The sequence below is a fragment of the [Actinomadura] parvosata subsp. kistnae genome, from assembly GCF_900323885.1.
GTDB classification, from domain to species: Bacteria; Actinomycetota; Actinomycetes; order Streptosporangiales; family Streptosporangiaceae; genus Nonomuraea; species Nonomuraea composti.
Genome location: NZ_OOHJ01000018.1, coordinates 4,072,720 through 4,098,270, shown reverse-complemented (window position 1 = coordinate 4,098,270; position 25,551 = coordinate 4,072,720). Strand labels below are relative to the sequence as shown.

Here is a 25,551-nt window from a genome sequence, read left to right as displayed (position 1 = left end):
GAGACATACCGGGTGCCGACCGGCGGCCCCGTGGGCAACGGCGACTCCGCGCGGGAGGCGCTGGGCGCGCTGCGCGCCGAGGTGGCCAAGGCCGTCGTCGGGCAGGACGCCGTCGTGACCGGGCTGGTCATCGCGCTGCTGTGCCGGGGGCACGTGCTGCTCGAAGGCGTGCCGGGCGTGGCCAAGACCCTGATGGTCCGCACGCTGGCCTCGGCGCTGTCGCTCGACTTCAAGCGGGTGCAGTTCACCCCCGACCTGATGCCGGGCGACGTCACCGGGTCGCTGATCTACGACGCGAAGACCGCGGAGTTCGAGTTCCGCGAGGGCCCCGTCTTCACGAACCTGCTGCTCGCCGACGAGATCAACCGCACGCCCCCCAAGACGCAGGCGGCGCTGCTGGAGGCCATGGAGGAGCGGCAGGTCAGCGTCGAGGGCGCGGCCCGCGAGCTGCCCGACCCGTTCGTCGTGTGCGCCACCCAGAACCCCGTCGAGTACGAAGGCACCTACCAGCTCCCCGAAGCCCAGCTCGACCGGTTCCTGCTCAAGCTGACCGTGCCGCTGCCGCCGCGCGAGCAGGAGATCTCCGTGCTCGACCGGCACGCGCGCGGCTTCGACCCGCGCGACCTGTCCGAGATCAAGGCCGTCGCCTCGGCGGAGGACCTCGCGGCGGGCCGGGAGGCGGCCGCGAAGGTGCACGTGGCGCCCGAAGTGCTCGGCTACATCGTGGACGTCGCCCGCGCCACCCGGAGCTCCCCGTCGCTGCAGCTCGGCGTGTCGCCGCGGGGCGCCACGGCGCTGCTGGCGGCCTCGCGGGCGTGGGCATGGCTGTCCGGGCGTCCGTACGTCACGCCCGACGACGTGAAGGCGCTGGCCCGGCCCGCGCTGCGGCACCGCGTGCAGCTCCGGCCCGAGGCCGAGCTGGAGGGGGCGACCGCCGACGGCCTGCTCGACGGCATCCTGGCCTCGGTCCCGGTCCCCCGCTGATGTCCGTCCTGGAAGGTCTGGCGGTGGGCGCGGGAGGCTTCTCGGGAAGCGGGGTGCGGGGATGGCTCTGACCGGACGGGCCGGGCTGGTCGCGGCCGTCGGGATCGTGGTGGTGCTGTTCGCGCCCCAGCCCGGCGCCGCGCTGGCCGGGGTCTGCCTGCTGCTGGCCGCCGCGATCGTGGTGGACCTGGTGTTCGCGGGCGCCGTGCAGCCGCTGCGCTTCCACCGCTCCGGCGACACGCTGGTACGGCTCGGCCAGCAGGCCACGATCGAGCTCGTGGTCGAGAACCCGGGCCGCCGGCGCGTCCGCGGCCTGCTCAGGGACGCCTGGCCGCCCTCGGCCGGCGTGCACCCCCGGGTCGCCGAGCTGGACGTGCCCGCCGGCGAGCGCCGCAAGATCATCGTCACGCTCACGCCGACCAGGCGCGGCGACCGCTCCTCCGTGGCGATCACCGTACGCTCGCGCGGCCCGCTCGGCCTGGCCGCCCGCCAGGGCAACCACCAGGCCCCCTGGACCGTGCGCGTGCTGCCGCCGTTCCTGTCGCGCAAGCACCTGCCCTCCCGGCTGGCCCGGCTGCGCGAGCTCGACGGGCAGCACCCGGCGCTCGTCCGCGGCCAGGGCACCGAGTTCGACTCCCTGCGCGAGTACGTGGTGGGCGACGACGTGCGCTCCATCGACTGGCGGGCCACCGCGCGCCGCCACGACGTCGTCGTCCGCACCTGGCGGCCCGAACGCGACCGCCGCGTCCTGATCGTCCTCGACACCGGCCGCACCTCCGCCGGACGCGTGGGCGCCGCGCCGATCCCCATGGCGGGCGCCGAAGCCGGCGGCGGCCTGTTCCTGCGGCCCGACCCCCGGCCCGCGCCCGGCTGGCCGCGCCTCGACTGGTCCATGGACGCCGCCCTCCTGCTCGCCGCCCTGGCCGCCCGAGCCGGCGACCAGGTCGACTTCCTCGCCCACGACCGCGCCGTACGCGCCTGGGTGAGCGGCGCCTCCCGCACCGAGCTGCTGTCGTCGCTGGTCAACGTGATGGCGCCGATCGAGGCGGAGCTGGTCGAGGCCGACTCCCAAGGCATGGTGGCCGCCATCCTGTCGCGGGCCAAGCGCCGCTGCCTCGTCGTGCTCCTCACAGACCTCAACCCGGCCGCCATGGACGAGGGCCTCATGCCCGTCCTGCCGCAACTCTCCTCCCGCCACCTCGTCCTGGTGGCCGGCGTCTCCGACCCCTCCGTGGCCGCCATGTCGGGGCGGCGCGGGTCGGCCGACGAGGTGTACGACGCGGCGGCGGCCGAACAGGCCCAGCTCGGGCGCCGCCGCATCACGGCCCGGCTGCGACGGCACGGGGTCGAGGTCGTGGACGCGCCCCCGGACGACATCGCGCCCGCGCTCGCGGACGCCTACCTCGCCCTGAAGGCCGCCGGCCGCCTCTGACCCACCCCCGGCCCCGGGGCCTCCGCCCCCGTCCCCGTCCAGGGCCCCGCCCGCCGCCTCCGCCCCGACCCGTCCGCCTCGCTGCCTCCGCCCGAGGCGCCTCTGGCCGGCCACCCTCTCCCGGCCCGCCTCCGCCGCCCCCTTCCCCCTAAAGGACCGCACCGGAGTACGGCGGGAGAGGGGGTGGTGGACCGCGCCGAAGTACGGCCGAGGGGCGTGGGACCTCGCCCGGGAGAGGGGCAGCCGTCCAGAGGCGCCACGAGCGCAGGCGCCACGGGCGCGGCCGGGAGAGGGTGGCCGGCCAGAGGTGCGGAGCGCTGGAGGTGCCTCGGGCGGAGGCGCCGGGAGCGGAGGCGGCGGACCCTAGGACGGGGACCGAGGTAGCGGGCTGGAGGCGGCCCCTCCCCTTCTCCAAAAGACCGCACCGGAGTACGGCCGAGGGGCGTGGGACCTCGCCCGGGAGGGGGCGGGGTCAGGCGGTTGGGGCGACGTCCGGGGCGCGTTCGATGTCGCCGGTCTCGTTCTCGCGCAGCGCCCGCCGTCCGAAGACGATGACGTACGCGATGAAGACCACCTCGGCGAGCACCCCGATGCCGACGCGCGCCCACGTGGGCAGCCCCGACGGGGTGACGAACGCCTCGATCAGGCCCGACACGAACAGCACCACGACCAGCCCCATCGCCACGCTCATCACCGCCCGCCCCTGCTCGGCCAGCGCCTCGATGCGGCGGCGCGGCCCGGGGTCGATGACGGTCCAGCCGAGGCGCAGGCCGACGGCGGCCGCGAGGAAGATGGCGGTCAGCTCCAGCAGCCCGTGGGGCAGGATGAGGCCGAAGAAGATGTCGAGCTTGTCCCTGGAGGCCATGAGGCCGCCGGAGACGGCGACGTTCTCGGCGTTGGCGTAGAGCGCGTACGGGATCGGCAGCCCGAGCAGGACGGCATACATGATCATCTGGGCCGCCACCCACGCGTTGTTCGTCCAGACGCGGCCGGCGAAGGAGGCGGCCGGGTTCTCCGAGTAGTAGTCGGCGAAGTCCTCGTTGACGAGCTGGGTGATCTCGTCGGGGCTGGCGATCGTGGCCTGCACGTCGGGGTTGGCCGCGACCCAGGCGCCCATCACCCACGACACCACCAGGAACGCCGCCGTGACGGCCAGCCACCACCACCGCGCCCGGTAGGCCACGACGGGGAACGACACGGTGAAGAAGCGGGTCACCTCGCGCCAGGCCGGCGTGTGCGCGCCGGTGACGGCGGACCTGGCCCTGGCCACCAGCGCCGACAGCCGGCCCACCAGCAAAGGGTCCTTCGACGACGAGCGCACCATGGACAGGTGCGTGGCCACCCGCTGGTAGAGCTCCACCAGCTCGTCCACCTCGGTGCCGGTCAGCGAGGAGCGGTTCTTGACCAGGTGGTCGAGCCGGTCCCACACGGGGCGGTGTGCTGTGACGAACGCATCGATGTCCACCCGAACATTCTGGCCGCTCGATCACCTGGACATTGCCGTTAGGCTCCACATATGTCGGAGGTTGTGACCGGCGACGCGGTCGTCGTCGAAGTGCGGGTGGCCCAGATGCCCTCCCGGGCCCTGGCGATCATCATCGACATGGCCGTGCAGCTCACCGTGTTGATCGCGGCCTACGCCCTGTTAGGGGCGTTCGCCGCCGTCACCGATGTCGCGATGTTCGGGGCCGTGATGGTGGTCCTGGTCGTGCTGGTGCTGGTCGGCTATCCGGTGATCTTCGAGACGCTCAGCAGGGGCCGCACCCTCGGCAAGCTCGCGCTGGGGCTGCGGGTGGTGGGCGACGACGGCAGCCCCGAGCGTTTCCGCCAGGCGCTGTTCCGGGGGCTGGCCGGGGTCGTGGAGTTCTGGATGTTCTCGGGGGCGCCGGCGTTGATCGCGTCGCTGGTCTCGCAGCGGGGCAAGCGGCTCGGTGACGTGTTCGCGGGCACGATCGTGATCTCCGAGCGGGCGCCGCGCGACGCCGGGCAGGTCATCGTCATGCCGCCGCAGCTGGCGAGCTGGGCGGCCACGCTGGAGCTGTCCCAGCTGCCGGACGAGGTGGCGCAGGCCGCCCGTCAGTACCTGACGCGCTGGCACGACCTGACGCCGCAGGTGCAGCACGAGATGGGGGTGCGGATCGCCACGCAGATGGCGTCCTTCGTCTCGCCCGCCGCCCCCGGCGGGGTGCCGGCGCACGCGTACCTGAGCGCCGTGCTGGCGGAGCGGCGCCGCCGCGAGCAGGCCCGCTTCGCGCAACGCCTGGGCAACGGGCAACCCCAGCAGGGCCCGTACGCCCCACAGGGCCCGTACGCGCCCCAGGGCCCCTACTCCGCCCAGGGGCCGTATGCGCAGCCGGCGCCGGCCGGACAGCCGGTGCCGCTCCCGCCGCCGCCTCCGACGTACGCGCAGCCGGGGCCGTACACCGCGCCGCCGGCCCCGCCCGCGCCCGCGCCGGAGCCGCCGAAGGCGACCCCGGGCGGGTTCGCGCCGCCTCAGTGAAGGCCCGGGTCAGCCGTGCCCGTGGCCCCGGCCGCGGTACGACTCCTGGGTCTGGGTGTTCAGCCGGTCGGTACGCACGAACCTGGCGCTGTCCGTGAGCGGGTCGCTGATCTTCAGGACGTCGAGGCCGTGGTGGAAGTCGGCCCCGTAGATGTAGCCGTTGTAGTAGTAGGCGGACCAGACGCCCCCGCCGCTGCCGTCGGCGCGGGGCCCGCGGTCGAAGTACCCGATCTCCCTGGGCCGGGCGCCGTCGGTGAAGTCCCAGATGGACACGCCGCCCATGTACCAGGCCTGCACCATGATGTCGCGGCCCTTGACGGGGATGAGCGAGCCGTTGTGCGCCACGCAGTTCTCGCTGTCGGCCTGGTAGCGGGAGATCTTGAAGTAGCTCTTGAACACGAGCTGCCCCTTCACGATCTCGTAGATCGCGTCCGCACCGCGGTTGGGGCCGGTGGCCTCGTTGCAGGTGGCCGCGCCGCCGCCGCCGAGCTCGTCGGTGAAGACGACCTTCCTGGCGTCGTTGCTGAAGGTGGCGGAGTGCCAGAACGCGAAGTTCGGGTCGGTGGTCCTGGCGGTGACCTTGGGGTTGAGCCGGTCGGAGATGTCGAACAGCACGCCGTCGCCCATGCACGCGCCAGCCGCGATGTCCTTCTCGGCGTAGACGGTGATGTCATGGCAGCCGGTGGTCGGCAGGAGCAGGCCGGGCTGGGTCTCGTTGCCGCCGTCGGGGAAGACGACGGGGTCGAGGCGACCGCGGCGGCGGCCGGGTCCCTGAGCGGCACCTTGATGATGGAGATCTTGTCGTGCGGCGGCGCGCAGTCGGGGAAGTTGTCGGCCGGCAGGTACGACGACACGTAGATGTAGACGTTCCTGAGCCGGTCGCGGCCCTTGCCGGGCACCAGCGTCAGCGTGTGGGAGCCGCAGTTCGTCTCGACGGACTTGATGTAGCGCGGGTTGGTCTTGTCGGAGACGTCGAAGATGCGGACGCCCTCCCACGACTCCTTGATCGACGCGCTCTGCCCGGTGCTGCTGCACGAGTCGTTGTTGCGTGAGGAGTCGACGGCGGTGAACAGCAGGTCGCCGTAGACGGACACGTCCATCTGGGCGCCGGGGCAGACGACGGAGCTGACCGGCGTCACCTTCTTGGGGTTGCTGATGTCGTAGATGGAGAAGCCACCGTAGTTGCCGACGTAGGCGTAGTCGCCCTGGAAGGCGAGGTCGGTGTTGATGGTGGCGGCGATCGGGGCGGGTTTGGGGACGTTCAGGACGTGGGTCACGTTCGGGCTGGTGACCACGGTGTCGGGCGGCGGGATGTCGGCAGCCTGCGCGGGCATTCCTGACAGGGCCAGGACGGCGGCCACCGCCGCGAGCACGAGGGAGCGGCGGGATCGGGACACTCGGGAGCCTCCTTGATCACGTTCGTCGGGTGGGAACGTGCGGGTCGGATGCCGGGAACGGCGGAGCGGGGGCTCCGGTCGGAGCCCCCGCCGGGCGATCTACCAGTCGTCGCGGCCGTGGCCGCGCTCGGGGTACGACGCCTGCGTCTGCGCGTTCAGCGAGCGCATCTTGACGCCGTTGGCCTGGTTCGTACGCCAGTCGTTGATCTTCAGCACGTCCAGGCCCTGGTGGAAGTCGGAGCCGTAGATGTAGCCGTTGTAGTAGTAGGCGGACCAGAAGCCGCCGAACAGCGGGCCGGCGGTGTTGTCGGGGCCGCGCTCGAAGTAGGCGATCTCCTGCGGGTGCGCGGAGTCGGTGAAGTCGACCACGGAGATGCCGCCCTGGTACCACGCCTGCACCATGATGTCGCGGCCCTTGACGGGGATCAGGGAGCCGTTGTGGGCGACGCAGTTCTCGGTGTCGGCCTGGTAGCGGGAGATCTTGAAGTAGCTCCTGAACGTGAGCTTGCCGCGGACGATGTCGTAGTAGGCGTTGGCGCCCCGGTTCGGCCCGATGGCCTCGTTGCAGGTCGCGCGGGTGCCGCCGCCCAGCTCGTCGGTGAAGATCACCTTGCTGCCGTCGTTGTTGAACGTCGCGGAGTGCCAGAACGCGAAGTTCACCTCGTCGCGCACGCTCGCGGTGATCCTGGGCCGCTCGGGGTCGCGGATGTCGAACAGGACGCCGTCACCCATGCAGGCGCCCGCCGCGATGCCCTTCTCCGGGTAGGCCGTGATGTCGTGGCAGCCCGTGGTGGCCGACTTGCCGTCGGGGTAGGGCAGCGACACGCCGGGGTACCCGCCGTCGGGGAACAGGTTGGGCGTGGCGACGACTGCGGCGGCCTGGGGGTCGCTCAGCGGCACCTTGACGATGGAGATGAGGTCGTGGGGGGTCTTGCAGTCGGGGTAGGTGTCGCTGGGGCCGTAGGAGGAGACGTAGACGTAGACGCTCTGCCGCCGGCGGTCGGGCACCAGCGTGTGCGTGTGGGAGCCGCAGTTGGTCTCGACGGACTTGATGTAGCGCGGGTGGCTCTTGTCGGAGATGTCGAAGATGCGCAGCCCCTCCCACGACTCCTTGATCGTGGCGCTCTGCCCGGTGCTGTTGCACGAGTCGTCGTTGCGGGAGGAGTCGACGGAGCCGATCAGCAGGTCGCCGTAGACCGACACGTCCATCTGCCCGCCGGGGCAGACGACGGAGCTGACCAGCGAGGTCTTCTTCGGGTTCCGGATGTCGTAGATGGAGAAGCCGTAGTAGTTGCCGACGTAGGCGTAGTCACCCTGGAACGCCATGTCGGTGTTGATGTCGGTCAGAGCCTCGGGTTTCGGCACGTTGGTGACGTGCCTGATGTTGGGACTCATGACGATCTCGCCGGGAGCCGGGATGTCCGCCGCCTGTACGGGCGCGGTGACGCCCATCAGCACGGCGAACGCCGCCACCAGGGTGAGGGCTCTGCGGGGGCCTAACACGCAACCTCCTATAAAGGGGGCATAAATCTACGCAATCCTCACCCTTCTCGGCTTCGTCGGCCAGCGTCCAACATGTCAATTTTTGTTGCGATTCGACCCCTTTCGTTTACAACGGATTTCACCTAGAGTGCGCATGCCGTACCCGGTTCAGTCAGGAGGCTGAGTGCGCGCTGCGCCCGTCGTCGTCGTGGCCCTGGCCGTCGCCCTCTCAGGCTGCAGCCCCGACCCGGCCCCGCAGACCCCCCAGGCCGGCTCGTCGGCGCCCGTCATCGCGCCGGGCCGCCCGGGCGAGCAGGCCAGAACCCTCTCCCCCGCGGAGGCCGCCACCGCCGTGCCCTCCGCCACCGCCAACGCCGCGGACGTCACCTACGTTCAGAACATGATCGTCCACCACCGGCAGGCCGTCGACATGGCGCTGCTCGCCCCCAACCGCGCCGAATCCCCCCAGCTCCAGAGCCTGGCCGACCGCATCCAGGACGTTCAGGGCCCCGAGATCCAGTTCATGACCACCTGGCTGCGGGAGCAGGAGCAGACGGTGCCCGCCCATCACGCCCGGCACGACGGCATGCCCGGCATGGCCACGCCCGAGCAGCTGGAGGCGTTGAAGGCCGCCAAGGGCAAGGAGTTCGACCGGATGTTCCTGCAGCTCATGATCAACCACCATCTGGGCGCGATCGAGATGTCGAAGCAGGTGCTGACGGGCGGGGCCCACATCAGGATCGAGGAGCTGGCCACCGACGTCAGCGTGGAGCAGGCCGCCGAGATCCGCCGCATGCAGGCCATGCAATCCACGCAGTCCACGTCATGAGCCGGAGCGCCAGGAGTGCAGGTAGTCCTCCTGCTCGGCCGTGAGCAGGTCGATGCCGATGCCGGCGGCGGCGAGCTTGAGCCTGGCCACCTCGTGGTCGATCTCCTCGGGCACGTCGTAGACGCCCGGCGCCAGCCCGGCCCGCTCGCCGGCCAGCCACGCCACCGCGAGCGCCTGCGCCGAGAACGACATGTCCATGACGGCCGCCGGATGCCCCTCCGCCGCGGTGAGGTTGACCAGCCGCCCCTCCGCGAGCAGCAGGAGCCGCCGCCCGTCGGGCATGACGTACTCGTCGGTGTTGGGCCGCACGCCCCGGTGCACCTCGTGGGCCAGCTCGTCCAGCGCCCGCACGTCGATCTCCACGTCGAAGTGCCCCGCGTTGGCCAGGATCGCCCCGTCGCGCATCACCGACAGGTGCTCCGCCCTGATCACGTCGCGGTTGCCGGTCACCGTGATGAACAGGTCGCCCAGCAGCGCCGCCTGCGCCATCGGCCGCACCTCGTAGCCCTGCAGGGTCGCGTCGAGGGCCTTCACCGCGTCGATCTCGGTCACGATCACCCGCGCCCCGAACCCCTTCGCCCGCTCGGCCACCCCCCGCCCGCAGTAGCCGAACCCCGCCACCACCACGGTCCGCCCGGCCAGCATCGTGTTCGTGGCCCGCATGATGCCGTCCAGCGTCGACTGCCCGGTCCCGTACCGGTTGTCGAACATGCGCTTCGTACGGGTGTCGTTCACCGCCACCACCGGGAACCGCAACGCCTTCTCCGCCGCCATCTGCCGCAGCCGGATGATCCCCGTCGTGGTCTCCTCGCACCCGCCGCTCACCCCGTCGAGCAGGTCCGTCCGCTCGGTGTGCAGGATGTTCACCAGGTCGCACCCGTCGTCGAGCACCAGCTCCGGCCCCAGGTCGAGCGCCTGGTGGATGTGCCGGTAGTAGGTCGCCCGATCGACGCCGGCCCGCGCGTGCACCGCGATCCCGTACTCGCGCAGCGCCTGCGCCACGTCGTCCTGGGTCGACAGCGGATTGGACGCGGCCAGCGCGATCTCCGCCCCGCCCGCCTTCAACGCCCCCAGCAGCACCGCCGTCTCCGCGGTGACGTGCAGGCAGGCCGCGATCCTCAGCCCGTCGAGCGGCCGCTCCACCGCGAACCGCTCACCGATCGCCGTGAGCACCGGCATCGAGCGGGCGGCCCAGGAGATCTGCCGCTCACCGCTTTCACTGAGGTCCATGGCCAACCTTAAACCGAAGAAGACGGCCAGGGGCACGCTCGTCACGGCGCCCGGCCCGTGAGCCTTCACGACCGGCCATGACGGGCGGAGGTGACGTCGGCGCGTGCGGGTAACCCCGGCTCTGCCGTACAACAGGAAGAAGGGAAAGCTCCGAGAGGTGAATCTCCCGGAGCTTCTTCCCATGAGGGTTCAGTACCGGTAGTGGTCCGACTTGTACGGGCCCTCGACGTGGACGCCGATGTAGGCGGCCTGCTCCTTCGTCAGCTCGGTGAGCTTGACGCCCAGCGCGTCGAGGTGCAGGCGGGCGACCTTCTCGTCCAGGTGCTTCGGCAGCGTGTAGACGCCGATCGGGTACTCGCTGGTCTTCGTGAACAGCTCGATCTGCGCGATCACCTGGTTGGTGAACGAGTTGGACATGACGAAGCTGGGGTGGCCGGTGGCGCAGCCCAGGTTCATCAGGCGGCCCTCGGCGAGCACGATGATCGAGTGGCCGTCCTCGAAGACCCACTCGTCGACCTGCGGCTTGATGTTGTTCTTGACGATGCCGGGGGTCTTCGCCAGGCCGGCCATGTCGATCTCGTTGTCGAAGTGGCCGATGTTGGACACGATCGCCTGGTGCTTCATCTTCGCCATGTGCTCGGCGGTGATGATGTTGAAGTTGCCCGTGCAGGTCACGAAGATGTCGGCGATGCCGACGACCTCGTCCAGCGTCGTCACCTGGAAGCCGTCCATGGCCGCCTGGAGCGCGCAGATCGGGTCGATCTCGGTGACGATGACGCGGGCGCCCTGGCCGCGCAGCGCGTCGGCGCAGCCCTTGCCGACGTCGCCGTAGCCGCAGACCACGGCCACCTTGCCGCCGATGAGCACGTCGGTGGCGCGGTTGAGGCCGTCGATGACGGAGTGGCGGCAGCCGTACTTGTTGTCGAACTTCGACTTGGTGACCGAGTCGTTGACGTTGATCGCCGGGAAGAGGAGCTGGCCGTTCTTGTGCATCTCGTACAGGCGGTGCACGCCGGTCGTGGTCTCCTCGGTGACGCCCTTGATGCTCTCGGCGATCCGGGTCCACTTCTTGTCGGCGCCGACCGTGCGGGTGAGCAGGTCGATGATGACGTGCCACTCCTCCGGGTCTTCAGCGGTCGCCGGGGGTACGGCGCCGGCCTTCTCGTATTCGGCGCCCTTGTGGACGAGCAGGGTCGCGTCGCCGCCGTCGTCGAGGATCATGTTGGGGGCGTCACCATTGGGCCAGGTGAGGGCCTGCTCGGTGCACCACCAGTACTCCTCCAGCGTCTCGCCCTTCCAGGCGAACACCGGCACGCCCTTGGGGTCGTCGACGGTGCCGTCGGGGCCGACAACGACCGCGGCGGCGGCGTGGTCCTGGGTGGAGAAGATGTTGCAGCTCACCCAGCGCACCTCGGCGCCCAGGGCGACCAGCGTCTCGATGAGGACGGCCGTCTGGATCGTCATGTGCAGGGAGCCCATGATCTTCGCGCCGCGAAGGGGCTGGGAGGCCGCGTACTCCTTGCGAACCGCCATGAGGCCGGGCATCTCGTGCTCGGCGAGCCGGATTTCCTTACGGCCGAAGTCGGCAAGTGAAAGGTCTGCGACCTTGAAGTCCATCGGGTTTCCCCTCGCGTCACTGATGGTTGTCGCCGATGAGTCTAAGCGGCCCTCACTCGAGGACGCATCTCGCGGAGCTGGAATCTGACGTAAGAATGTAAGAATGCGCATCACGGAAGCGGCCAAGCGGCTCGGCATGTCCCCTCGAATGCTCCGGTACCGGGAGGCTCTCGGCCTGCTGCCACCCGTGCGCGAGCAGGGGTCGCACCGCAGGTTCGGGCCCGACGAGCTGGCCGCCGTGGCTCAGGGGGTGGAGCTGGAGAAACGGTTCGACGTGTCGCCGGCGGAGCTGGCGTTCGCGCTGCGGGTGCTGAGCGAGCCGTCCGTGGCGGCCGCCGTCCGCGACCTCGGCGTGCGCATCGGGCGCATCCAGGTGCCCCGCCGCGCCCTCGACTTCGAGAAGGAGAAGGCCCTGCGCCTGCTCAATCCACGGTGAGCTGCTGGGCCAGCCAGGGCAGCGCCTGCGGCAGCTCGCGGTTCCACGTGTTGAAGTTGTGGCCGCCGCTCGGCAGGATCAGCGAGGACGCCCGCATCGGCGGCCGCACGGCGGCCAGGAACCGCTCGGTCGCCGCGTAGTCGGCCTCGCCCCTCTTGCTGCTGGTCACCAGCACGTTCACGGCCGGCGCGGGCAGGTGCGCCAGCCGCCACATGAGATCATTGCGCTCCTCGACGGACCCGCGCCCGGCGAACAGGTCTCCCGTCGTGCCGTCGATGATCGTCTTGTAGTAGCCGGAGAGCGAGACCGCCGCCGAGAACGCCTCCGGATGGCTCATGACGATCTTCAGCGCGCAGTAGCCGCCGGTCGAGCCGCCCAGGATGCCCCACGAGTCCCGCCCGGGCGCCACCCGGTAGTGAGCGATCATGTCCTGCCTGACGTCCTGGGCGAAGTACTGCTGCACCTGCGGGCCGCCCGGCACGTCCACGCACTCCGTGTCGCGCGGCAGCACCGCGCTCGGCCGCATCATCACCAGGATCGTCGGATCCACCTGGTGCCGTGAGAGCGCCTGCGCCATCCGGTCGGGCAGGTGCAGCCGCGTCATGAGGTTGCGCGGGTCGCCGGGATAGCCGGTGAACGCGATGATCGCCGGGAAGCGCTTCGCCGGCTCGCGCAGGTAGGCCGACGGCAGGAAGACGTACGCCTCCTCGCTCAGCCCCGTCGCCGGCCCCGGCAGGATCACCTGCTCGATCCGCCCGCCACGGACCGCGTGGGCCGCCAGCACCTGCAGCCCCGAGCCGGCGATCGTGATCGGCGCCGTGCCCGTGTCGGTGCCCAGCAGGTCGCTCCACGACTCGTAGAAGCCGAAGTACCCGTTGACGCCCAGCCCGAGCGCCGCCAGCGTGAGCACCTGGCACAGCAGCAGCACGCCCACCCTGCCCGCCACGGCGGCCACGCTGCGCGCGCCCAGCCGCGGCCACCACCACACCGCCGCCACGAGGGCGGCCCCGGCCAGCACCGAGATCGTCACCAGCAGTCCGGACGACGTGAGTCCCATGAGGCTGGCTTACCGGGACGGCCGTAAGCCAGGAGTTAACGCGGAGATTAACCCGGCGGGTCTTCAATCGGCGAACGTGAAGCGTTCCTGGATCCCCGCCGCGACGGGATACGCCACATCCACGATCGGTCTGCTCGACATCGCCAAGGCCGTCTTCCCGCACTTCGACCACTCCCGCATGAGCGAGTGGTCCGGCGTGCTGCCCGGCATCGTCACCACCGTCGCCAGGGCGTCCTCGCTGGTCGTCGGCATCATGCTGGTGATGATCGCGCACGCGCTGCGCCGCGGGAAGGTCAGGGCCTGGCGGGCCGTCGTGGTGCTGCTGCCGGTCAGCGCCGCCGTCGGGGCGGTGCACCACCACCCCGCCTCCGCCCTGACCGGCCTGCTCCTGCTGGCCGGGCTCGTCGCGGGCCGGCGCGAGTTCACGGCGCTGCCCGACCCGCGCTCGCGCTGGCGCGCCCTGACCAACCTCGCCGTGCTCGGCGCCCTCGACGTGGGGCTCGGCTACCTCATCCTCAGCCTGCGCCCCCGGGCCGTGGCCGGCCATCCCGGCGTGGCCGACCGGCTGGAGCACGTGCTGCTCGGCCTGGCCGGGGTGGAGGGGCCGGTCACGTTCACCAGCGAACGCGTGTCGGACCTCGTCTACTTCTCGCTGCTCGCCCTCGGCACGCTGACCGCCGTCACCACCCTCTACCTCGCGCTGCGCCCCGAACGCCCCAACGCCGTGCTCAGCGCGGACGACGAGCTCCGGTTGCGCGGCCTGCTCGACCGGCACGGCGAACGCGACTCGCTCGGCTACTTCGCGCTGCGCCGCGACAAGAGCGTGCTGTTCTCCCCGTCCGGGAAGGCGGCCATCGCCTACCGGGTCGTGTCCGGCGTCATGCTCGCCAGCGGCGACCCCCTCGGCGACCGCGAGGCGTGGCCGGCCGTGATCAGGGCGTTCATCGCCGAGGCGCGCCGGCACGCCTGGGTGCCGGCCGTCATCGGCTGCGGCGAGACCGCCGGCGAGGTGTGGACCCGCGAGACCGGCATGTCCGCCCTGGAGCTCGGCGACGAGGCCGTGGTCGAGGTCGCCGGCTTCACCCTGGAGGGCCGGGCCATGCGCAACGTCCGCCAGATGGTCAACCGCGTCGAACGGGCCGGCCACACCTGCCGCGTCCGCCGCGTCGCCGACCTCGGCGACGACGAGCGGGTACGCCTCCAGCAGGCCGCCGACGCCTGGCGCGGCACCCAGACCGAACGCGGCTACTCCATGGCGCTCGGCCGCTTCTGCGACCCCGAGGACCCCGCCTGCCTGGTCGTCACGGCCCACCGTTCCGGCGAGCTCGTCGCCCTCCAGCACTACGTGCCGTGGGGCCCCCACGGGATCTCCCTCGACCTCATGCGCCGCGACCGCGCCGCCGACCCCGGCCTGAACGAGCTCCTGATCGTCAAGACCCTCCAGGCCGCGCCCTCCCTGGGCATCACCCAGGTGTCACTCAACTTCGCCATGTTCCGCGCCGCCCTGGCCCGCGGCGAACGCCTCGGCGCCGGGCCGGTGCTGCGGGCCTGGCGCGGGGTGCTGCTGTTCCTGTCCCACTGGTTCCAGATCGAGTCGCTGTACCGCTTCAACGCCAAGTTCCGCCCCATCTGGGAGCCACGCTTCGTCGTCTACCCGAACGCCCGGGACCTTCCCCGCATCGGAGTATCGGCCCTGCAAGCGGAGGCCTTCCTCACCCTGACCCGCCCCCTCCGCCCCCGCCCGGCCTCTCTCCCGCTCCTCCTGCCCCACCGCCGCACCCGCGCTTCCACATGAGGTACGCCCAGCGCCCCAACCGGCTGACCCATCCCCCACGCCCGCCCCCAGGCGCAGCGGCGGCCTCCTCAGCCCACAGGCGACACCGCGCCGAACCCGCAGGCGACGGGTGGGAGCTCCCACGCGACAGCGCGCCGAGCAGGCAGGCGACGGCGCGAGCTCCCAGGCGGCTTCGGGAGCCGGCAGGCGACGCCGCCGAGCCCATCAGCTTTGCCTACCCGGCCGTAGGCGATTCTGCCGAGCCCGCAGCCGGCTGCACGAGCCCTGGGCAGCATCGCGAGCGCACAGGCGGCAGCGCCGAGCACGCAGGCAGCAGCGCCAAGCACGCGAGCAGCTTCGCTCTGCGAGCCTGCGAGCGACCCCGTCGCCCCCACGCGGTCCCGCGAGCGCTCCTGCCCCAGCCTGTGGGCGGCCCCGCGAGCATGTGAGCGGCCCTTGCCCAGCCCGCGGGCGGCCCCGCGAGCGAACGCGCCAGGCCCGCGGGCGGCGGGCACCGCCGCCCACTCTCCCCCAAAAGGACCCCGGCCACCGCGCCCGGGTCACCTTGGCGACGGGGCGGCGGCCCGTACGGTCAGGAAGCGGAGGTGCTCTTGAGCCGGTCCAGGTCCGGCTCCAGGTAGATGACGCGCGCGATCGGCACCGCCTCGCGGATGCGCCGCTCGGCCTCGTCGATGCCGTGGGCCACCTCGGCCGCCGTGTCGTTGTGCTCGACGGCGATCTTGGCGGCCACCAGCAGCTCCTCGGGCCCCAGGTGCAGCGTGCGCATGTGGATGATGCGGGCCACCTCGGGCGCCCCTTCGAGGGCGGCGCGGATCTGGGTCTCGACCTCGGGCGAGGCGCCTTCGCCGACGAGCAGGGACTTCATCTCGACAGCCAGCACGATGGCGATCACGGCCAGCAGCACGCCGATCATCAGGGTGCCGATGCCGTCCCAGACGCCGTCGCCGGTGATCACGGCCATCGTGACGCCGAACAGCGCGAAGATCAGGCCGAGCAGGGCGCCGAGGTCTTCCAGGAGGATGACGGGCAGCTCGGGCGACTTGGAGCGGCGCACGAACGACACCCACGACTGCTTGCCGCGGACGTGGTTCGATTCCTTGATCGCCGTACGGAAAGAGAACGCCTCGGCGATGATCGCGAAGATCAGCACCGCGAAGGCCCAGATGGGCTCTTCGACGGGGTGCCCTTCCTGGATCTTGTGCACGCCCTCGTAGATCGAGAACGCGGCGCCGATCGTGAACAGCACCACGGCCACCACGAAGGCGTAGAAGTAACGCTCGCGCCCGTAGCCGAAGGGGTGTTCCTTGGTGCTGGCCCTGGCGGCCCGCTTGCCGCCGATCAGCAGCAACACCTGGTTGCCCGAGTCGGCGACGGAGTGGATGCCTTCGGCCAGCATCGAGGAGGAGCCGGTGAAGAACGCTGCCACGAATTTGGCCACGGCAATGGACAGGTTCGCAGCCAAGGCCGCAATGATCGCTTTGGTTCCGCCGCTCGCGCTCACCGGTCTGCTCCAGTCATAAAGATCACGTACTTAAAGGCCTGAAAGTGGATCCTATTGGGAAATTCTTGCCTTTACCTCAGTGATCGCTGACACAGGGGTCGGGTCGATGTCATAACCGAGCGCGAGATACGTACTCGCATAGTCGCCGAGCCCGATGAGGCCGGCCATCCGCTCCAGCGGATGCTCCCCCTCGGCCGTCAGCTCGGTGACGGGCACGTCGCGCTCCCGCGCCGCGCGCAGCGACGCCTCGCGCCGCCGCGTCACCTGAGGGTGCTCCTCGACGTCGCGCAGCACGACGAGCTTGAGCGTGCGCCCGGAGGTGTCGGCGAAGATGTCGCGCTCGGCCAGGGGGCCGTCGAGGGCGGCCACCTGGTGGTGGCCGACGTCGGGCAGCTCGCCGTGGAGGGCGGGATACTTGGCGTTCGCACTGAGCTGGCAGGCCAGCCGGTACGCGGCCACGGCCGCCGCGGGCGACGACCCCCAGATCATCGGCACGCTCTCGGCGAGGTCCATCGCCAGCGACTTGCCGGGGTTGATGAACGACTCGCTCGTCGGCCGGCACCGGTGCGCCATGTCCTCCAGCGCGGCGGCCACCCGCTCGAACAGGTCGGCGTCGGCCTGCACCAGCCGCAGCGCCGCCGCCGCCACGATCGGGGGGATGCTCAGCAGCCACAGGTTGGCCCTGGACGGGCCGGTGACCGGCACCGGCACGTAGACGGCCGACGCCTGGGTGGCGATGGCCTCCAGCGGGGAACCGGGGGCGCCGACGCCGAGCAGCGCGCAGCCGCGCCGCACCGCCTGGGTGGCGACGGCCAGCGTCTCCTCGGTGTCGCCCGAGCCGGACACGGCGATGACCAGGTCGGTGGCCCCCACCCAGCCGGGAAGCTGGTAGGAGCGCACGGTCACGATCGGCAGCGGCGCGCCGTTGCCGACGACCGCCGCCAGGATGTCGCCGGCGACGCCGGAGCCGCCCATGCCCGCGACCACGATGGCACGCGGGCGCCCGTGGTCGGCCAGGCGGTCGACGCGGGCCTCGACGGCGTTGCGGTAGCCGGTGCGTACGTGGGCCGCGGAGGCCGCGACGGCCGGGAGCATGCCGCCAGGATCGCCCTCACTGAGGTGACGCTGGTCGTCAAGCCGCTCCGGCTCCCAGGTCACGGCTTCCTGGCCTCATCGACGAGCAGGACGGGAATGTCATCCCGGACGGGGTAGATCAGCCCGCAGCCGGTGCAGACGAGCTCCTCGGCCTCGTTCTCGGCCCGCAGCGGGGCCTTGCACGCCGGGCAGGCGAGGATCTCCAGCAGCCAGTCGTCGATCTTCACTCTGACACCTTTCCCACAATGGCGAGGACTTCGTCCCTGATCGCCGTCATCTTGCTCTCGTCGGCCGCCTCGGCGTTCAGCCTGAGCAGCGGCTCGGTGTTGGAGGGCCGCAGGTTGAACCACCAGCCGTCGCCGCGCACGGTCAGCCCGTCGAGCTCGTCGGGCTCGCCGCGCCCCTCGAACGCCTCCCGCACCCGCCGCAGCGCCTCCGCCTGGTCGGACACCTGGCTGTTGATCTCGCCGGAGGCGTGGTAACGCGAGTAGGCGCCCACGACCTGCGACAGCGGGCGCTCCTGCTCGCCCAGCGCGGCCAGCACGTGCATGGCGGCCAGCAGCCCGGAGTCGGCGAACCAGAAGTCCCTGAAGTAGTAGTGGGCCGAGTGCTCGCCCCCGAACACCGCGCCCGACCTGGCCATCTCGGCCTTGATGAACGAGTGCCCCACCCTCGTGCGCACCGGCACGCCGCCGTGCTCGCGCACGATCTCCGGCACGCCGAGCGACGTGATGAGGTTGTGGATGATCGTGGAGCCGGGGTATTTGGCCAGCTCGCGCGTTGCCACCAGCGCCGTGATCGCCGACGGCGAGACCGACTCGCCCCGCTCGTCGATCACCCAGCAGCGGTCGGCGTCGCCGTCGAAGGCGAGCCCGATGTCGGCGCCGTTGTCGACGACGGCACGCTGGAGGTCGACGAGGTTTTGCGGCTCCAGCGGGTTGGCCTCGTGGTTGGGGAAGGTGCCGTCGAGCTCGAAGTAGAGCGGGGTCAGCTCGATCGGCAGGCCCTCGAACACGGCGGGCACCGTGTGACCGCCCATGCCGTTGCCGGCGTCGACGACCACCTTCAGCGGCCGGATGCCGCGCAGGTCGACCAGGCTACGCAGGTGGTCGGCATAGCCCTTGAGCAGGTCTTTCTCGATCAGCGAGCCGGACGGCGTGGCCGTCACCCCGACGAGCTGCGCCGCCCGGTCGCGGATCTCCGTCAGGCCCGTGTCGCCGCCGATCGGCACCGCGCCCGACCGGCACATCTTCATGCCGTTGTAGCGGGCGGGGTTGTGGCTCGCGGTGAACATCACCCCGGGCAGCCCCAGGCTGCCGCTGGCGTAGTAGAGCAGGTCGGTCGAGCCCAGCCCGGCGTGCACCACGTCGGCGCGGCGCGAGCGGGCGCCCCTGATGAACGCGTCGGCGAGCAGCGGGGACGACTCGCGCATGTCGTGCGCGACCACCACCGACCCGGCCCCGGTCACCTCGACGAACGCCGCCCCCACGGCCTCGGCGGTCGGCTCGTCCAGCTCGTCGGGCACCACCCCGCGAACGTCGTACGCTTTGAAGATCTTGGCGAGGTCGCCCACTCTCCAGCTCCGCCCCTAGGTCGTTTCCGCCGTACGAGACGAGCCTACCGGTCGCGGTGCTGCTGGGCCGATCTCAGAACACGCAGGTGCCCGCGCCGGCTCACCTCCACGCCCTGACCGACCGGCTCACCTCCGCCGGACGACGTGGGACGCGCGGCCTCCCTGACGGCGTTGGCCAGCGCTTCGAGATCGTCGGAGCTGGGCGAGGCGCCGTCCGTCGGCAGCCGCACCACCTCCCAGCCGCGGGGGGCGGTCAGCCGCTCGGCGTGTTCGGCGCACAGGTCATAACAGTGTGGCTCGGCGTACGTCGCCAGAGGGCCGAGAACAGCGGTCGAGTCGGCGTATACGTACGTGAGCGTGAAGACGGCAGGCTGGCTGCAGGCGGTGCGGGAACAGCGGCGGACGGGGCTCACGGAGGGACCGTATCTGGTAAGAGTGCGAGGCGCCACTACCTGAGCGCTCTTAACGAGCGTGTCGCCACAATTCGGACACCTGTCGCAGCGTTTCCACCCACATGCCCCGAACCCTCCTCCGCTCGCCCCGCAACCGCCCTCCCCGGCTTCCCCACCTCGTGACCTGCCCAATCCTCTCCACCGCCGCCATCTTCCCCGCACCGCCCCGGAGATCCCGCCGGGCGAGTTTCGGACACGTACGAGATCTGAAGGCGCAGGCCCGGGCGGTCCCGGGGATCCGGGACGCGGCCCCGTACACTTGCACACGTGACTCACAAGCGCGGTCCCCGACGGCGCGATCGCCACGGCCGCGGTCTTCGCGGCCCGCTCGCCCCCTCCCACGTCCCCATGGCCAAGTCCCGCAGCGAGCGCTTCGACGACCTGGTGCTCGACGCCGTCGACCGCCTCAGGCCGCGCTGGGAGAGGCAGCTCTCGGCGGTGGAGTTCGCGGTGGAGGACGTCCCGCCGCTGAGCGAGCTGGGCGACGGCCCGCGCCTCAACTCCGACCCCATCCCGTTCGGCCGCGCCGACGCCGCCACCGGCCAGAGCCCGGCCTCGATCGTGGTGTACCGCCGGCCGCTGGAGGCCAGGGCGCGCGACAGGGACATGCTGGGGGCGATGGTCCACGACACGGTGGTGGAGCAGGTGGCCACCCTCCTGGGCCTGGCCCCCGAGACGGTCGACCCCGGCTACGACGACCGCCGCTGACCGTCCTCCGTCCGTTCGCGATGAGTTCCTGAACCCGCACGGGTCCACCTCATCGAACGAACGACGACAGGAGGCCCGACATGGGCGAGCGAGTAACCACAGCCATCACCGCCATCAGGACCATCGGCGTCCCGGTCACCGACCAGGATCGCGCGGTCGCGTTCTACGTGGACGTCCTGGGCCTGGACAAGCGCGTGGACGCGCCGGTCGAGCAGCTCGGCGGGCGGTGGATCGAGGTGGCGCCGGCCGGGGCCGCGACCACGATCGCCCTCGTCCCGGCCGGCGCGGACGCGAAGGCCGGCGTCGAGACGGGCATCCGGCTCACGGTGGCGGACGCGGCGGCGCTGCACAAGGAGCTGGCAGAGCGCGGGGTGGCGGTGGGCGAGCTGCTGAACTGGCCGGGCGTGCCGCCGATGTTCAGCCTGCGCGACCCGGACGGCAACGGGCTGGAGATCGTCGAATAGCCATCGGGCGAGCGGCCGGGATCCCGGCCGCTCGCTCTTGTCCGGCCAGAACGTGAGACACCCCACAAGCGGCACTTCCGGCGGGACGACCACGGCGGCGGCGGGGTCGGCGGCCGTACTGGCGGCACAGTTGGTGACCAGAACCGGATCGAACCTCTGCACCGTCTCCAGGACCGCCGCCTTCGACGGATCGACCACGGACTCCCACCCTCCGCCACCACCCTCCTCCTCTCACACAAGGTGACGATCGGCTACTTTCTGTCACCATCACCCTTCCTGGTTGACGCGGGCCCGACTGCGCCCTCACTATGAACGTACGTTCATGAACACACGTTCACGGAGGGACAGCCTCATGGCGACGATCGTCAACACCGCGCAGGCGCAGGCGTGGAACGGCTACGAGGGCGAGCACTGGGCGGCCCACCACGACCGCTACGACGCCGTGAACAGCGGGTTCAACCGGCCCGTGCTCGACGCGGCGCAGCTCGGCGACCACGACCGCGTCCTCGACATCGGCTGCGGCAACGGCCAGCTCACCAGGCTCGCCGGCCGCGCCGCCCGGCACGCCGTAGGGGTGGACCTGTCGGAGCCGATGCTGGCCAGGGCCCGCTCGACCGCCACCGCCGAGGGCCTGCGCAACGTCACCTTCGAACGCGGCGACGTCCAGGTGCACCCGTTCCCGCCGGGCTCGTTCGACGCGGCGGTCAGCAGGTTCGCGGTGATGTTCTTCAGCGACCCGGTCGCCGCCTTCACCAACGTCGCGCGGGCACTGCGGCCCGGCGGGCGGCTCGCGTTCGTGACGATGAAGGACCTGCGCGGGACGGACCTGGGCACGGTCATGGCGGCCCTAGCGCCGCACCTGCCGGGCTGGCAGCCGTCCACCACCCCGAACCCCGCCCCCGACCGACCGTCACCCACCCTGAGCCAGCCGTCACCTGCCCCTGGCCAGCCGTCACCCACCCCCGATCGCTCCGGCCCCCTCTCCCTCTCCGACCCCGACCACATCCGCGACGTGCTCACCCGGGCAGGCTTCAGGAACATCACGGTCACCCACGTCGAAGCCATCGCGAACTGGGGCGAGAATGCCTCCGCCGCGGCCGCGTTCTTCAGCGACTGGGGCCCCGTCCGCCACAACCTCGCCGACGCCGACCCTGCCCCGGCCCGCGCGGCCCTGGAGGCCGCCTTCCGCCCCTTCGAGACCGGCTCCGCCGTCCGCCTGCGCAGCACCGCCTGGCTGGTACGCGCCGACCGCCTTTGAGACGGAGGCGGCCATCGCCTCGGGCCCCACGCCCGCCCCCAGCCGCTAGGTACGGTGTCCTGGTGTCACCCAGAAAAGCCCCGGCACTCCGCGGGACCGACCTCAGCCTGCGGGAACACCTGGTCACCACGGCCGCCCGCCTGATCGCCGAGCGCGGCACCGCCGGCCTGACCGTCCGCGCCATCGCCCGCGAGGCGGACGTCGCCGACGGGGTGCTCTACAACCACTTCGCCGACAAGGAAGAACTCCTGGCCCTCGCCCTGCGCACCCACCTCCGCACGGTGGTCCGCGACATGGGCGACCTCCCGGTCCCCGGCCACGGCACCGTCCGCGACAACCTGCGCACCCACATCGCGTACGGCCTGGCGTTCCACCGCGCGGTCCTGCCCGCGTTCGCCGGCCTGATCGCCCAACCCCGGGTCCTCACCGCGTTCACGGAGCTGAGCGAGCCCGGCGAGGACTGGCGCGACCGGCTCCACGCCTACTTGCGGGCGGAGGCCGAGCTGGGCCGCCTCGCCCCGGACGCCCGGATCGAGGCGGCCACGGCGATGATCGTCGGCGTCTGCCACGAGACGATCCTCACGGGCCTCCTGCACAACACCTCCGCCCACCAGGACTTCACGGACGAGTTCGTCGACGACCTGGCCGACACCGTTCTGGAAGGGATCGGCTTGTCGCGGACCTGACCCCGAGGTCGGTCGCACTCGCATGAAGAGGCGCGGGCCGGAACGGCAGGAATCCGGCCCGCGCCCGAGCGGACGGCGGGGAGACGGCACCGGGCCGCCCGCATGCGGCGTGGCATCGTGGCGCAGGTGGATGCGCCACGCTGTTTCGCCACGCTCGCCACCGGAGAACCTAGGGCGCCGTGAGTGATGAGACGGACACAAACTGTGTCCCTTGTTCGGTCAGACGGTCAGCCCGATCTCATCCGCCAGATCCCGCGCCTGCGTACGCAGATGGGACGGCCCCGATTCCGCTAGTTCCAGAGCCATCCGCCTGGCGAAGCCGTTGTACATGACCGTTTCCGGCGCGGCTTGTTGCGCCAGTTGCAGCGCGCCCAGCACAGCCGGCTGATCACGACGCAGGTGATGAGCACGGGCCACCTCGATGAGGTGACGGCCTCGCCTGGGCCGCGACGGGATGGGCACGCTTTCGGCGTTGCCCGCCTGCCGGGCCGACTCCCCGCCCTGGCGCAGCTCGACCGCCACGGTCACCGCATGCGCTTTCATGATCACCCGGGAGAACGACGTCCACGGCTGGTAGTAGTCACCTGGGAGCCGGTCGGCGACGCGGCCGGCCTCGTCCCAGTGCATCCAAGCCTCACCCGCGTCACCCGCCCGGGCAGCCGTGAACCCCAGCTCGAACGTGAGCGCACCCCACATCGCCAGCAGATCCACGCCTCCCTCGCTCAGGTGCGGCTCCAGGGCGGCCATCGCCTGCTCGTTGATGCTGCGAGCAGCGGTGTAGTCGCCGCTCTCCCGGTGTGCCTGGACGAGGAACCACACCGCGCACGACAACGCCAGCGGATCGCCCGACTCCTGGGCGGCCGTCAACGCGCGGTCTGCCACCCTCCACACCAGCTCCTGCGCGGGCTGGTAGGCGACGTACATCTGAGTGAGGCCGTAGGTCTGCGCCAGCAACGCGTTGGCGCGCCGCCTCTCGTCGCCCTGACGCAGGTGCACCGCGAGCTGAGCGTCCCGCAGCAGGTCGGGCAGGAGCCGCGCGAGGGCGGTGCGGTGGTCCGGGGACGTGTGACGGGTACGCCATGCCGCGTCGAGCCGCCCCCGCAGGACGCTCAACGGCTGAACGGTTCCCTGCGGGATGCCGACGGCGAGCGGGGTGGCGTTGATCGCGTCGCGGACGGAGGCGAGCGCGGCATGACCGGGGCCGCCGAACATGCGCACAGGGACGGAGCGGGAACCCGTGAGCTCCGAAAGATCCCTGACCTGAAGGGCTTCGGCCAGCAGCAGGAGGATCGACAGCCGGGGCTGCGACTGGAGCCGGCCCGATTCGACGCCCTTCATCCAGGACACCGACTTGCCGACGAGCCCGGCCAGGACCTCCTGGCTCATGCCTCGCCGGAGACGGAGCATTCGTATCCGCTGGCCGACCGTGGGGGGCGGCGGCATCGGGTCGTCAGTCACAGGGCAAGCACCTCCCGGGCGCCTCGGTAAGCATCAGCTTACGTCGGCTGGTTCCTTCTTGATGGGGCTGTTCCGGTGACGGGGTTGCGTCCGGGGAGCGCGAGGGGCTGGCAAGCCTCTCGCCGGGGGTGTGGGGGCTTGCCCCCACAGGGCGCTGCCCGAGCCCCTTCGCGCGTAGCGCGGCTTAGTGGGAGGACCTTGCAGTTCCCCCGGGAGCCCCGCCGGAGCCCCCGGGTGCCCCTGGGAGTCGCCGGGGTTCAGGGGACGACCACGTTGTAGGTGTCGGTCATGGGTGGGAGGAGGGTGAACAGGCGGGCTGGGGCCAGAGGTTGCATCGTCAGGAGGACGCCTGTTCTCCTGCGTTCCTCCACCAACCTGCCGCCGTAGACCTCGCCCGATACCGGGGTGACCACCACCGCGAAGTCGCCCCGCGCCTTCAGTGGCACCGCCTTCGTGCGGCCGGCCGGGATGTCCACGTCGTACGGGGTGCTGGCGGCGCCCTTGCCCGGTACCACCTGGACGCGGACCTTGCCGGGCTGGGTGCCGAGGGCGGTGAGGAGGAGGTGGGAGCCGGTCGTGTTGCGGGCCACGGCGCTGCCCAGCGCCAGGGACGGGGTGCCGGGGGTGAAGGCGACGTCCGGGCGGTCGCCGGTGCCGGTGGCGATCAGGCCGGCGACGATCGGGGTCTGTGAGGTGAGGACGAGGGCGGCGGCGGAGCCGGCCACGCCGGTGGTGACGTCGAGGGCGGTCACGCTGCCCGCCGGCACGTCCAGGGTCTCCCTGCCCTTCATCGCGTACTCGGCGTCCTTGCTGACGGCCTTGATCTGGACGACGGTGTCGGCCTCGCCGGGGGTCGCGACGAGGAGCCGGCGCAGGCCGCCGCCTCCGGGGATGCCGGGGACGACGACGCGGGTGGCGGGCGGGGCGGCGGCGGGGAGCCAGTCCACGCCGCCCGTCTCCAGGGTGGCCCTGGCGGCGACGGCGACGCGGCCGAACGTGGTGGTGACGCTGACGGCCATGATGTCGGCCGACGGGGCGAGGGTCTTGAGGTCGATCTCCCGGTGCTCGCCCGGTGCGAGCTCCAGGCCGAGGCCGGCGTCGCTGGAGATCCTGCCCTCCGCCGCGTACACCTGCACGTCCGCCAGCGCGGGCGCCTTGTCGGCGTTGGTGAGGTGGAGGCGGACGTCGGCGTTGGCGGGGCCGGGGCCGACCAGCCACGTCTCGGGGGCAGGCTCGGTGCAGCGGACCCCGGCCAGGCCGCGCCCGGCGCCGGCGGTGGCGCGCGTGAGGTAGCCGGCCTCCAGGCCGCCGGGGCCCTTGGTCACGTACGGCTTGCCGTTCTCCATGGTCTCGCCGTTGAGGGTGCCCGGCAGGTACACGTTGACCTGCTCCCCCTTCGTCCCCGGGCAGACGGCGGTGACCGATTCGACGGGGACCTTGCGCGGGCCCGGCGGCTGGGCCGGGGTGACGGCCGGTCTGGTGGCGTACGCGATGCCGTACATGGCCGCCAGGGACACGACGACCAGCACCAGCAGGCCGAACCGGTTGTCGATGGACCTCTTCATTCCGAACCCGCCCCTCCCCTGCTCGGCGCCCG

General features: G+C 71.5%; 22 protein-coding genes and 1 pseudogene. 10 read left to right on the top strand and 13 right to left on the bottom strand.

What is annotated here, in order from left to right; genetic code table 11:
- Positions 1-12 precede the first annotated feature (12 nt).
- Both KIS93_RS39490 and KIS93_RS39485 read left to right on the top strand, forming a co-directional pair.
- Positions 13-984: an AAA family ATPase gene (locus KIS93_RS39490; RefSeq protein ID WP_080042862.1), complete on the top strand. Its 972-nt coding sequence runs from the start codon at positions 13-15 to the stop codon at positions 982-984.
- Between the two features lie 61 nt (positions 985-1,045).
- On the top strand, positions 1,046-2,416 hold the full coding sequence (locus tag KIS93_RS39485; protein WP_080042863.1) for a DUF58 domain-containing protein: 1,371 nt from the start codon (positions 1,046-1,048) through the stop codon (positions 2,414-2,416).
- Between the two features lie 472 nt (positions 2,417-2,888).
- Here KIS93_RS39485 and KIS93_RS39480 read toward each other — a convergent pair whose 3' ends face one another.
- Positions 2,889-3,881: a stage II sporulation protein M gene (locus tag KIS93_RS39480; protein ID WP_080042864.1), complete on the bottom strand. Its 993-nt coding sequence runs from the start codon at positions 3,879-3,881 to the stop codon at positions 2,889-2,891.
- Positions 3,882-3,932: 51 nt separating this feature from the next.
- Here KIS93_RS39480 and KIS93_RS39475 point away from each other — a divergent pair, with 51 nt between their 5' ends.
- On the top strand, positions 3,933-4,916 hold the full coding sequence (locus KIS93_RS39475) for an RDD family protein (protein WP_080042865.1): 984 nt from the start codon (positions 3,933-3,935) through the stop codon (positions 4,914-4,916).
- Positions 4,917-4,925: 9 nt separating this feature from the next.
- On the opposite strand, the pseudogene KIS93_RS39470 reads toward KIS93_RS39475, so the two are convergent.
- Positions 4,926-6,250, bottom strand: a pseudogene (locus KIS93_RS39470) (LVIVD repeat-containing protein).
- A 162-nt stretch (positions 6,251-6,412) separates the two neighbouring features.
- Positions 6,413-7,765 (bottom strand): LVIVD repeat-containing protein, encoded by a 1,353-nt coding sequence (locus tag KIS93_RS39465; RefSeq protein WP_155129978.1) that lies wholly within the window; start codon positions 7,763-7,765, stop codon positions 6,413-6,415.
- A gap of 214 nt (positions 7,766-7,979) precedes the next feature.
- Here KIS93_RS39465 and KIS93_RS39460 point away from each other — a divergent pair, with 214 nt between their 5' ends.
- A complete protein-coding gene (locus KIS93_RS39460; RefSeq protein ID WP_080042868.1) occupies positions 7,980-8,624 on the top strand; it encodes a DUF305 domain-containing protein in 645 nt (214 codons plus the stop codon).
- Here the strand turns inward: KIS93_RS39460 and KIS93_RS39455 are convergent.
- Together KIS93_RS39455 and ahcY are read right to left on the bottom strand one after the other, a co-directional pair.
- Complete coding sequence (locus tag KIS93_RS39455) at positions 8,619-9,854, bottom strand: adenosylhomocysteinase (protein WP_080047249.1); 1,236 nt, start codon at positions 9,852-9,854, stop codon at positions 8,619-8,621. The two genes, KIS93_RS39460 and KIS93_RS39455, sit on opposite strands and share 6 nt — an antisense overlap.
- 189 nt (positions 9,855-10,043) lie before the next feature.
- The gene (ahcY, locus tag KIS93_RS39450; RefSeq protein ID WP_080042869.1) at positions 10,044-11,471 is read right to left on the bottom strand and encodes an adenosylhomocysteinase; all 1,428 of its coding nucleotides are present in this window, start codon (positions 11,469-11,471) and stop codon (positions 10,044-10,046) included.
- Positions 11,472-11,574: 103 nt separating this feature from the next.
- Here ahcY and KIS93_RS39445 point away from each other — a divergent pair, with 103 nt between their 5' ends.
- Positions 11,575-11,907: a MerR family transcriptional regulator gene (locus KIS93_RS39445; protein ID WP_080042870.1), complete on the top strand. Its 333-nt coding sequence runs from the start codon at positions 11,575-11,577 to the stop codon at positions 11,905-11,907.
- Here the strand turns inward: KIS93_RS39445 and KIS93_RS39440 are convergent.
- Positions 11,894-12,964 (bottom strand): alpha/beta hydrolase, encoded by a 1,071-nt coding sequence (locus KIS93_RS39440; RefSeq protein WP_080042871.1) that lies wholly within the window; start codon positions 12,962-12,964, stop codon positions 11,894-11,896. The genes KIS93_RS39445 and KIS93_RS39440 overlap by 14 nt on opposite strands.
- Before the next feature lie 76 nt (positions 12,965-13,040).
- On the opposite strand from KIS93_RS39440, the gene KIS93_RS39435 reads away from it, so the two are divergent.
- Complete coding sequence (locus KIS93_RS39435; RefSeq protein WP_222107725.1) at positions 13,041-14,759, top strand: phosphatidylglycerol lysyltransferase domain-containing protein; 1,719 nt, start codon at positions 13,041-13,043, stop codon at positions 14,757-14,759.
- A 571-nt stretch (positions 14,760-15,330) separates the two neighbouring features.
- Here the strand turns inward: KIS93_RS39435 and KIS93_RS39430 are convergent.
- Genes KIS93_RS39430 through KIS93_RS39410 form a run of 5 tightly spaced genes read right to left on the bottom strand, consistent with a single transcriptional unit; the run spans position 15,331 to position 19,341 of the window.
- Positions 15,331-16,260: a cation diffusion facilitator family transporter gene (locus KIS93_RS39430; RefSeq protein WP_080042873.1), complete on the bottom strand. Its 930-nt coding sequence runs from the start codon at positions 16,258-16,260 to the stop codon at positions 15,331-15,333.
- A 51-nt stretch (positions 16,261-16,311) separates the two neighbouring features.
- Positions 16,312-17,355, bottom strand: a complete 1,044-nt coding sequence (locus KIS93_RS39425) for an SIS domain-containing protein (protein ID WP_335673912.1) — start codon at positions 17,353-17,355, stop codon at positions 16,312-16,314.
- A 59-nt stretch (positions 17,356-17,414) separates the two neighbouring features.
- A complete protein-coding gene (locus KIS93_RS39420; protein ID WP_080042874.1) occupies positions 17,415-17,582 on the bottom strand; it encodes a Trm112 family protein in 168 nt (55 codons plus the stop codon).
- Positions 17,579-18,928, bottom strand: coding sequence for a phosphomannomutase/phosphoglucomutase (locus KIS93_RS39415; protein WP_080042875.1), 1,350 nt, complete (start codon positions 18,926-18,928; stop codon positions 17,579-17,581). Before KIS93_RS39415 ends, KIS93_RS39420 begins: the two co-directional genes overlap by 4 nt.
- 44 nt (positions 18,929-18,972) lie before the next feature.
- Positions 18,973-19,341: a DUF3499 domain-containing protein gene (locus KIS93_RS39410; RefSeq protein ID WP_080042876.1), complete on the bottom strand. Its 369-nt coding sequence runs from the start codon at positions 19,339-19,341 to the stop codon at positions 18,973-18,975.
- A 387-nt stretch (positions 19,342-19,728) separates the two neighbouring features.
- On the opposite strand from KIS93_RS39410, the gene KIS93_RS39405 reads away from it, so the two are divergent.
- From KIS93_RS39405 to KIS93_RS39390, 4 genes are all read left to right on the top strand, one after another.
- Entirely contained in the window at positions 19,729-20,088 is a 360-nt protein-coding gene (locus KIS93_RS39405; RefSeq protein ID WP_080042877.1) for a metallopeptidase family protein, read from the top strand.
- An 80-nt stretch (positions 20,089-20,168) separates the two neighbouring features.
- Positions 20,169-20,552, top strand: a complete 384-nt coding sequence (locus tag KIS93_RS39400; RefSeq protein WP_080042878.1) for a VOC family protein — start codon at positions 20,169-20,171, stop codon at positions 20,550-20,552.
- 352 nt (positions 20,553-20,904) lie between these two features.
- Entirely contained in the window at positions 20,905-21,810 is a 906-nt protein-coding gene (locus tag KIS93_RS39395) for a class I SAM-dependent methyltransferase (protein ID WP_080042879.1), read from the top strand.
- 62 nt (positions 21,811-21,872) lie between these two features.
- Complete coding sequence (locus KIS93_RS39390; RefSeq protein WP_080042880.1) at positions 21,873-22,496, top strand: TetR/AcrR family transcriptional regulator; 624 nt, start codon at positions 21,873-21,875, stop codon at positions 22,494-22,496.
- A gap of 219 nt (positions 22,497-22,715) precedes the next feature.
- Here the strand turns inward: KIS93_RS39390 and KIS93_RS39385 are convergent, their stop codons facing one another.
- Entirely contained in the window at positions 22,716-23,939 is a 1,224-nt protein-coding gene (locus KIS93_RS39385) for a helix-turn-helix domain-containing protein (RefSeq protein WP_080047250.1), read from the bottom strand.
- 272 nt (positions 23,940-24,211) lie between these two features.
- Positions 24,212-25,519 carry a DUF5719 family protein gene (locus tag KIS93_RS39380; RefSeq protein ID WP_080042881.1) on the bottom strand — a complete coding sequence of 436 codons (1,308 nt, stop codon included), beginning with the start codon at positions 25,517-25,519 and terminating at the stop codon, positions 24,212-24,214.
- Between the last annotated feature and the right edge of the window lie 32 nt (positions 25,520-25,551).

What these genes read in the sequence shown, in the direction of transcription:
- KIS93_RS39395 (WP_080042879.1), top strand. Translation starts at nt 20,905, where the DNA reads ATGGCGACGATCGTCAACACCGCGCAGGCGCAGGCGTGGAACGGCTAC.
- KIS93_RS39400 (WP_080042878.1), top strand. Translation starts at nt 20,169, where the DNA reads ATGGGCGAGCGAGTAACCACAGCCATCACCGCCATCAGGACCATCGGC.
- KIS93_RS39485 (WP_080042863.1), top strand. Translation starts at nt 1,046, where the DNA reads ATGGCTCTGACCGGACGGGCCGGGCTGGTCGCGGCCGTCGGGATCGTG.
- KIS93_RS39455 (WP_080047249.1), bottom strand. Translation starts at nt 9,854, where the DNA reads ATGGACCTCAGTGAAAGCGGTGAGCGGCAGATCTCCTGGGCCGCCCGC.
- ahcY (WP_080042869.1), bottom strand. Translation starts at nt 11,471, where the DNA reads ATGGACTTCAAGGTCGCAGACCTTTCACTTGCCGACTTCGGCCGTAAG.
- KIS93_RS39440 (WP_080042871.1), bottom strand. Translation starts at nt 12,964, where the DNA reads ATGGGACTCACGTCGTCCGGACTGCTGGTGACGATCTCGGTGCTGGCC.
- KIS93_RS39405 (WP_080042877.1), top strand. Translation starts at nt 19,729, where the DNA reads ATGGCCAAGTCCCGCAGCGAGCGCTTCGACGACCTGGTGCTCGACGCC.
- KIS93_RS39445 (WP_080042870.1), top strand. Translation starts at nt 11,575, where the DNA reads ATGCGCATCACGGAAGCGGCCAAGCGGCTCGGCATGTCCCCTCGAATG.
- KIS93_RS39380 (WP_080042881.1), bottom strand. Translation starts at nt 25,519, where the DNA reads ATGAAGAGGTCCATCGACAACCGGTTCGGCCTGCTGGTGCTGGTCGTC.
- KIS93_RS39425 (WP_335673912.1), bottom strand. Translation starts at nt 17,355, where the DNA reads ATGCTCCCGGCCGTCGCGGCCTCCGCGGCCCACGTACGCACCGGCTAC.
- KIS93_RS39475 (WP_080042865.1), top strand. Translation starts at nt 3,933, where the DNA reads ATGTCGGAGGTTGTGACCGGCGACGCGGTCGTCGTCGAAGTGCGGGTG.
- KIS93_RS39465 (WP_155129978.1), bottom strand. Translation starts at nt 7,765, where the DNA reads ATGGGCGTCACCGCGCCCGTACAGGCGGCGGACATCCCGGCTCCCGGC.
- KIS93_RS39385 (WP_080047250.1), bottom strand. Translation starts at nt 23,939, where the DNA reads ATGCCGCCGCCCCCCACGGTCGGCCAGCGGATACGAATGCTCCGTCTC.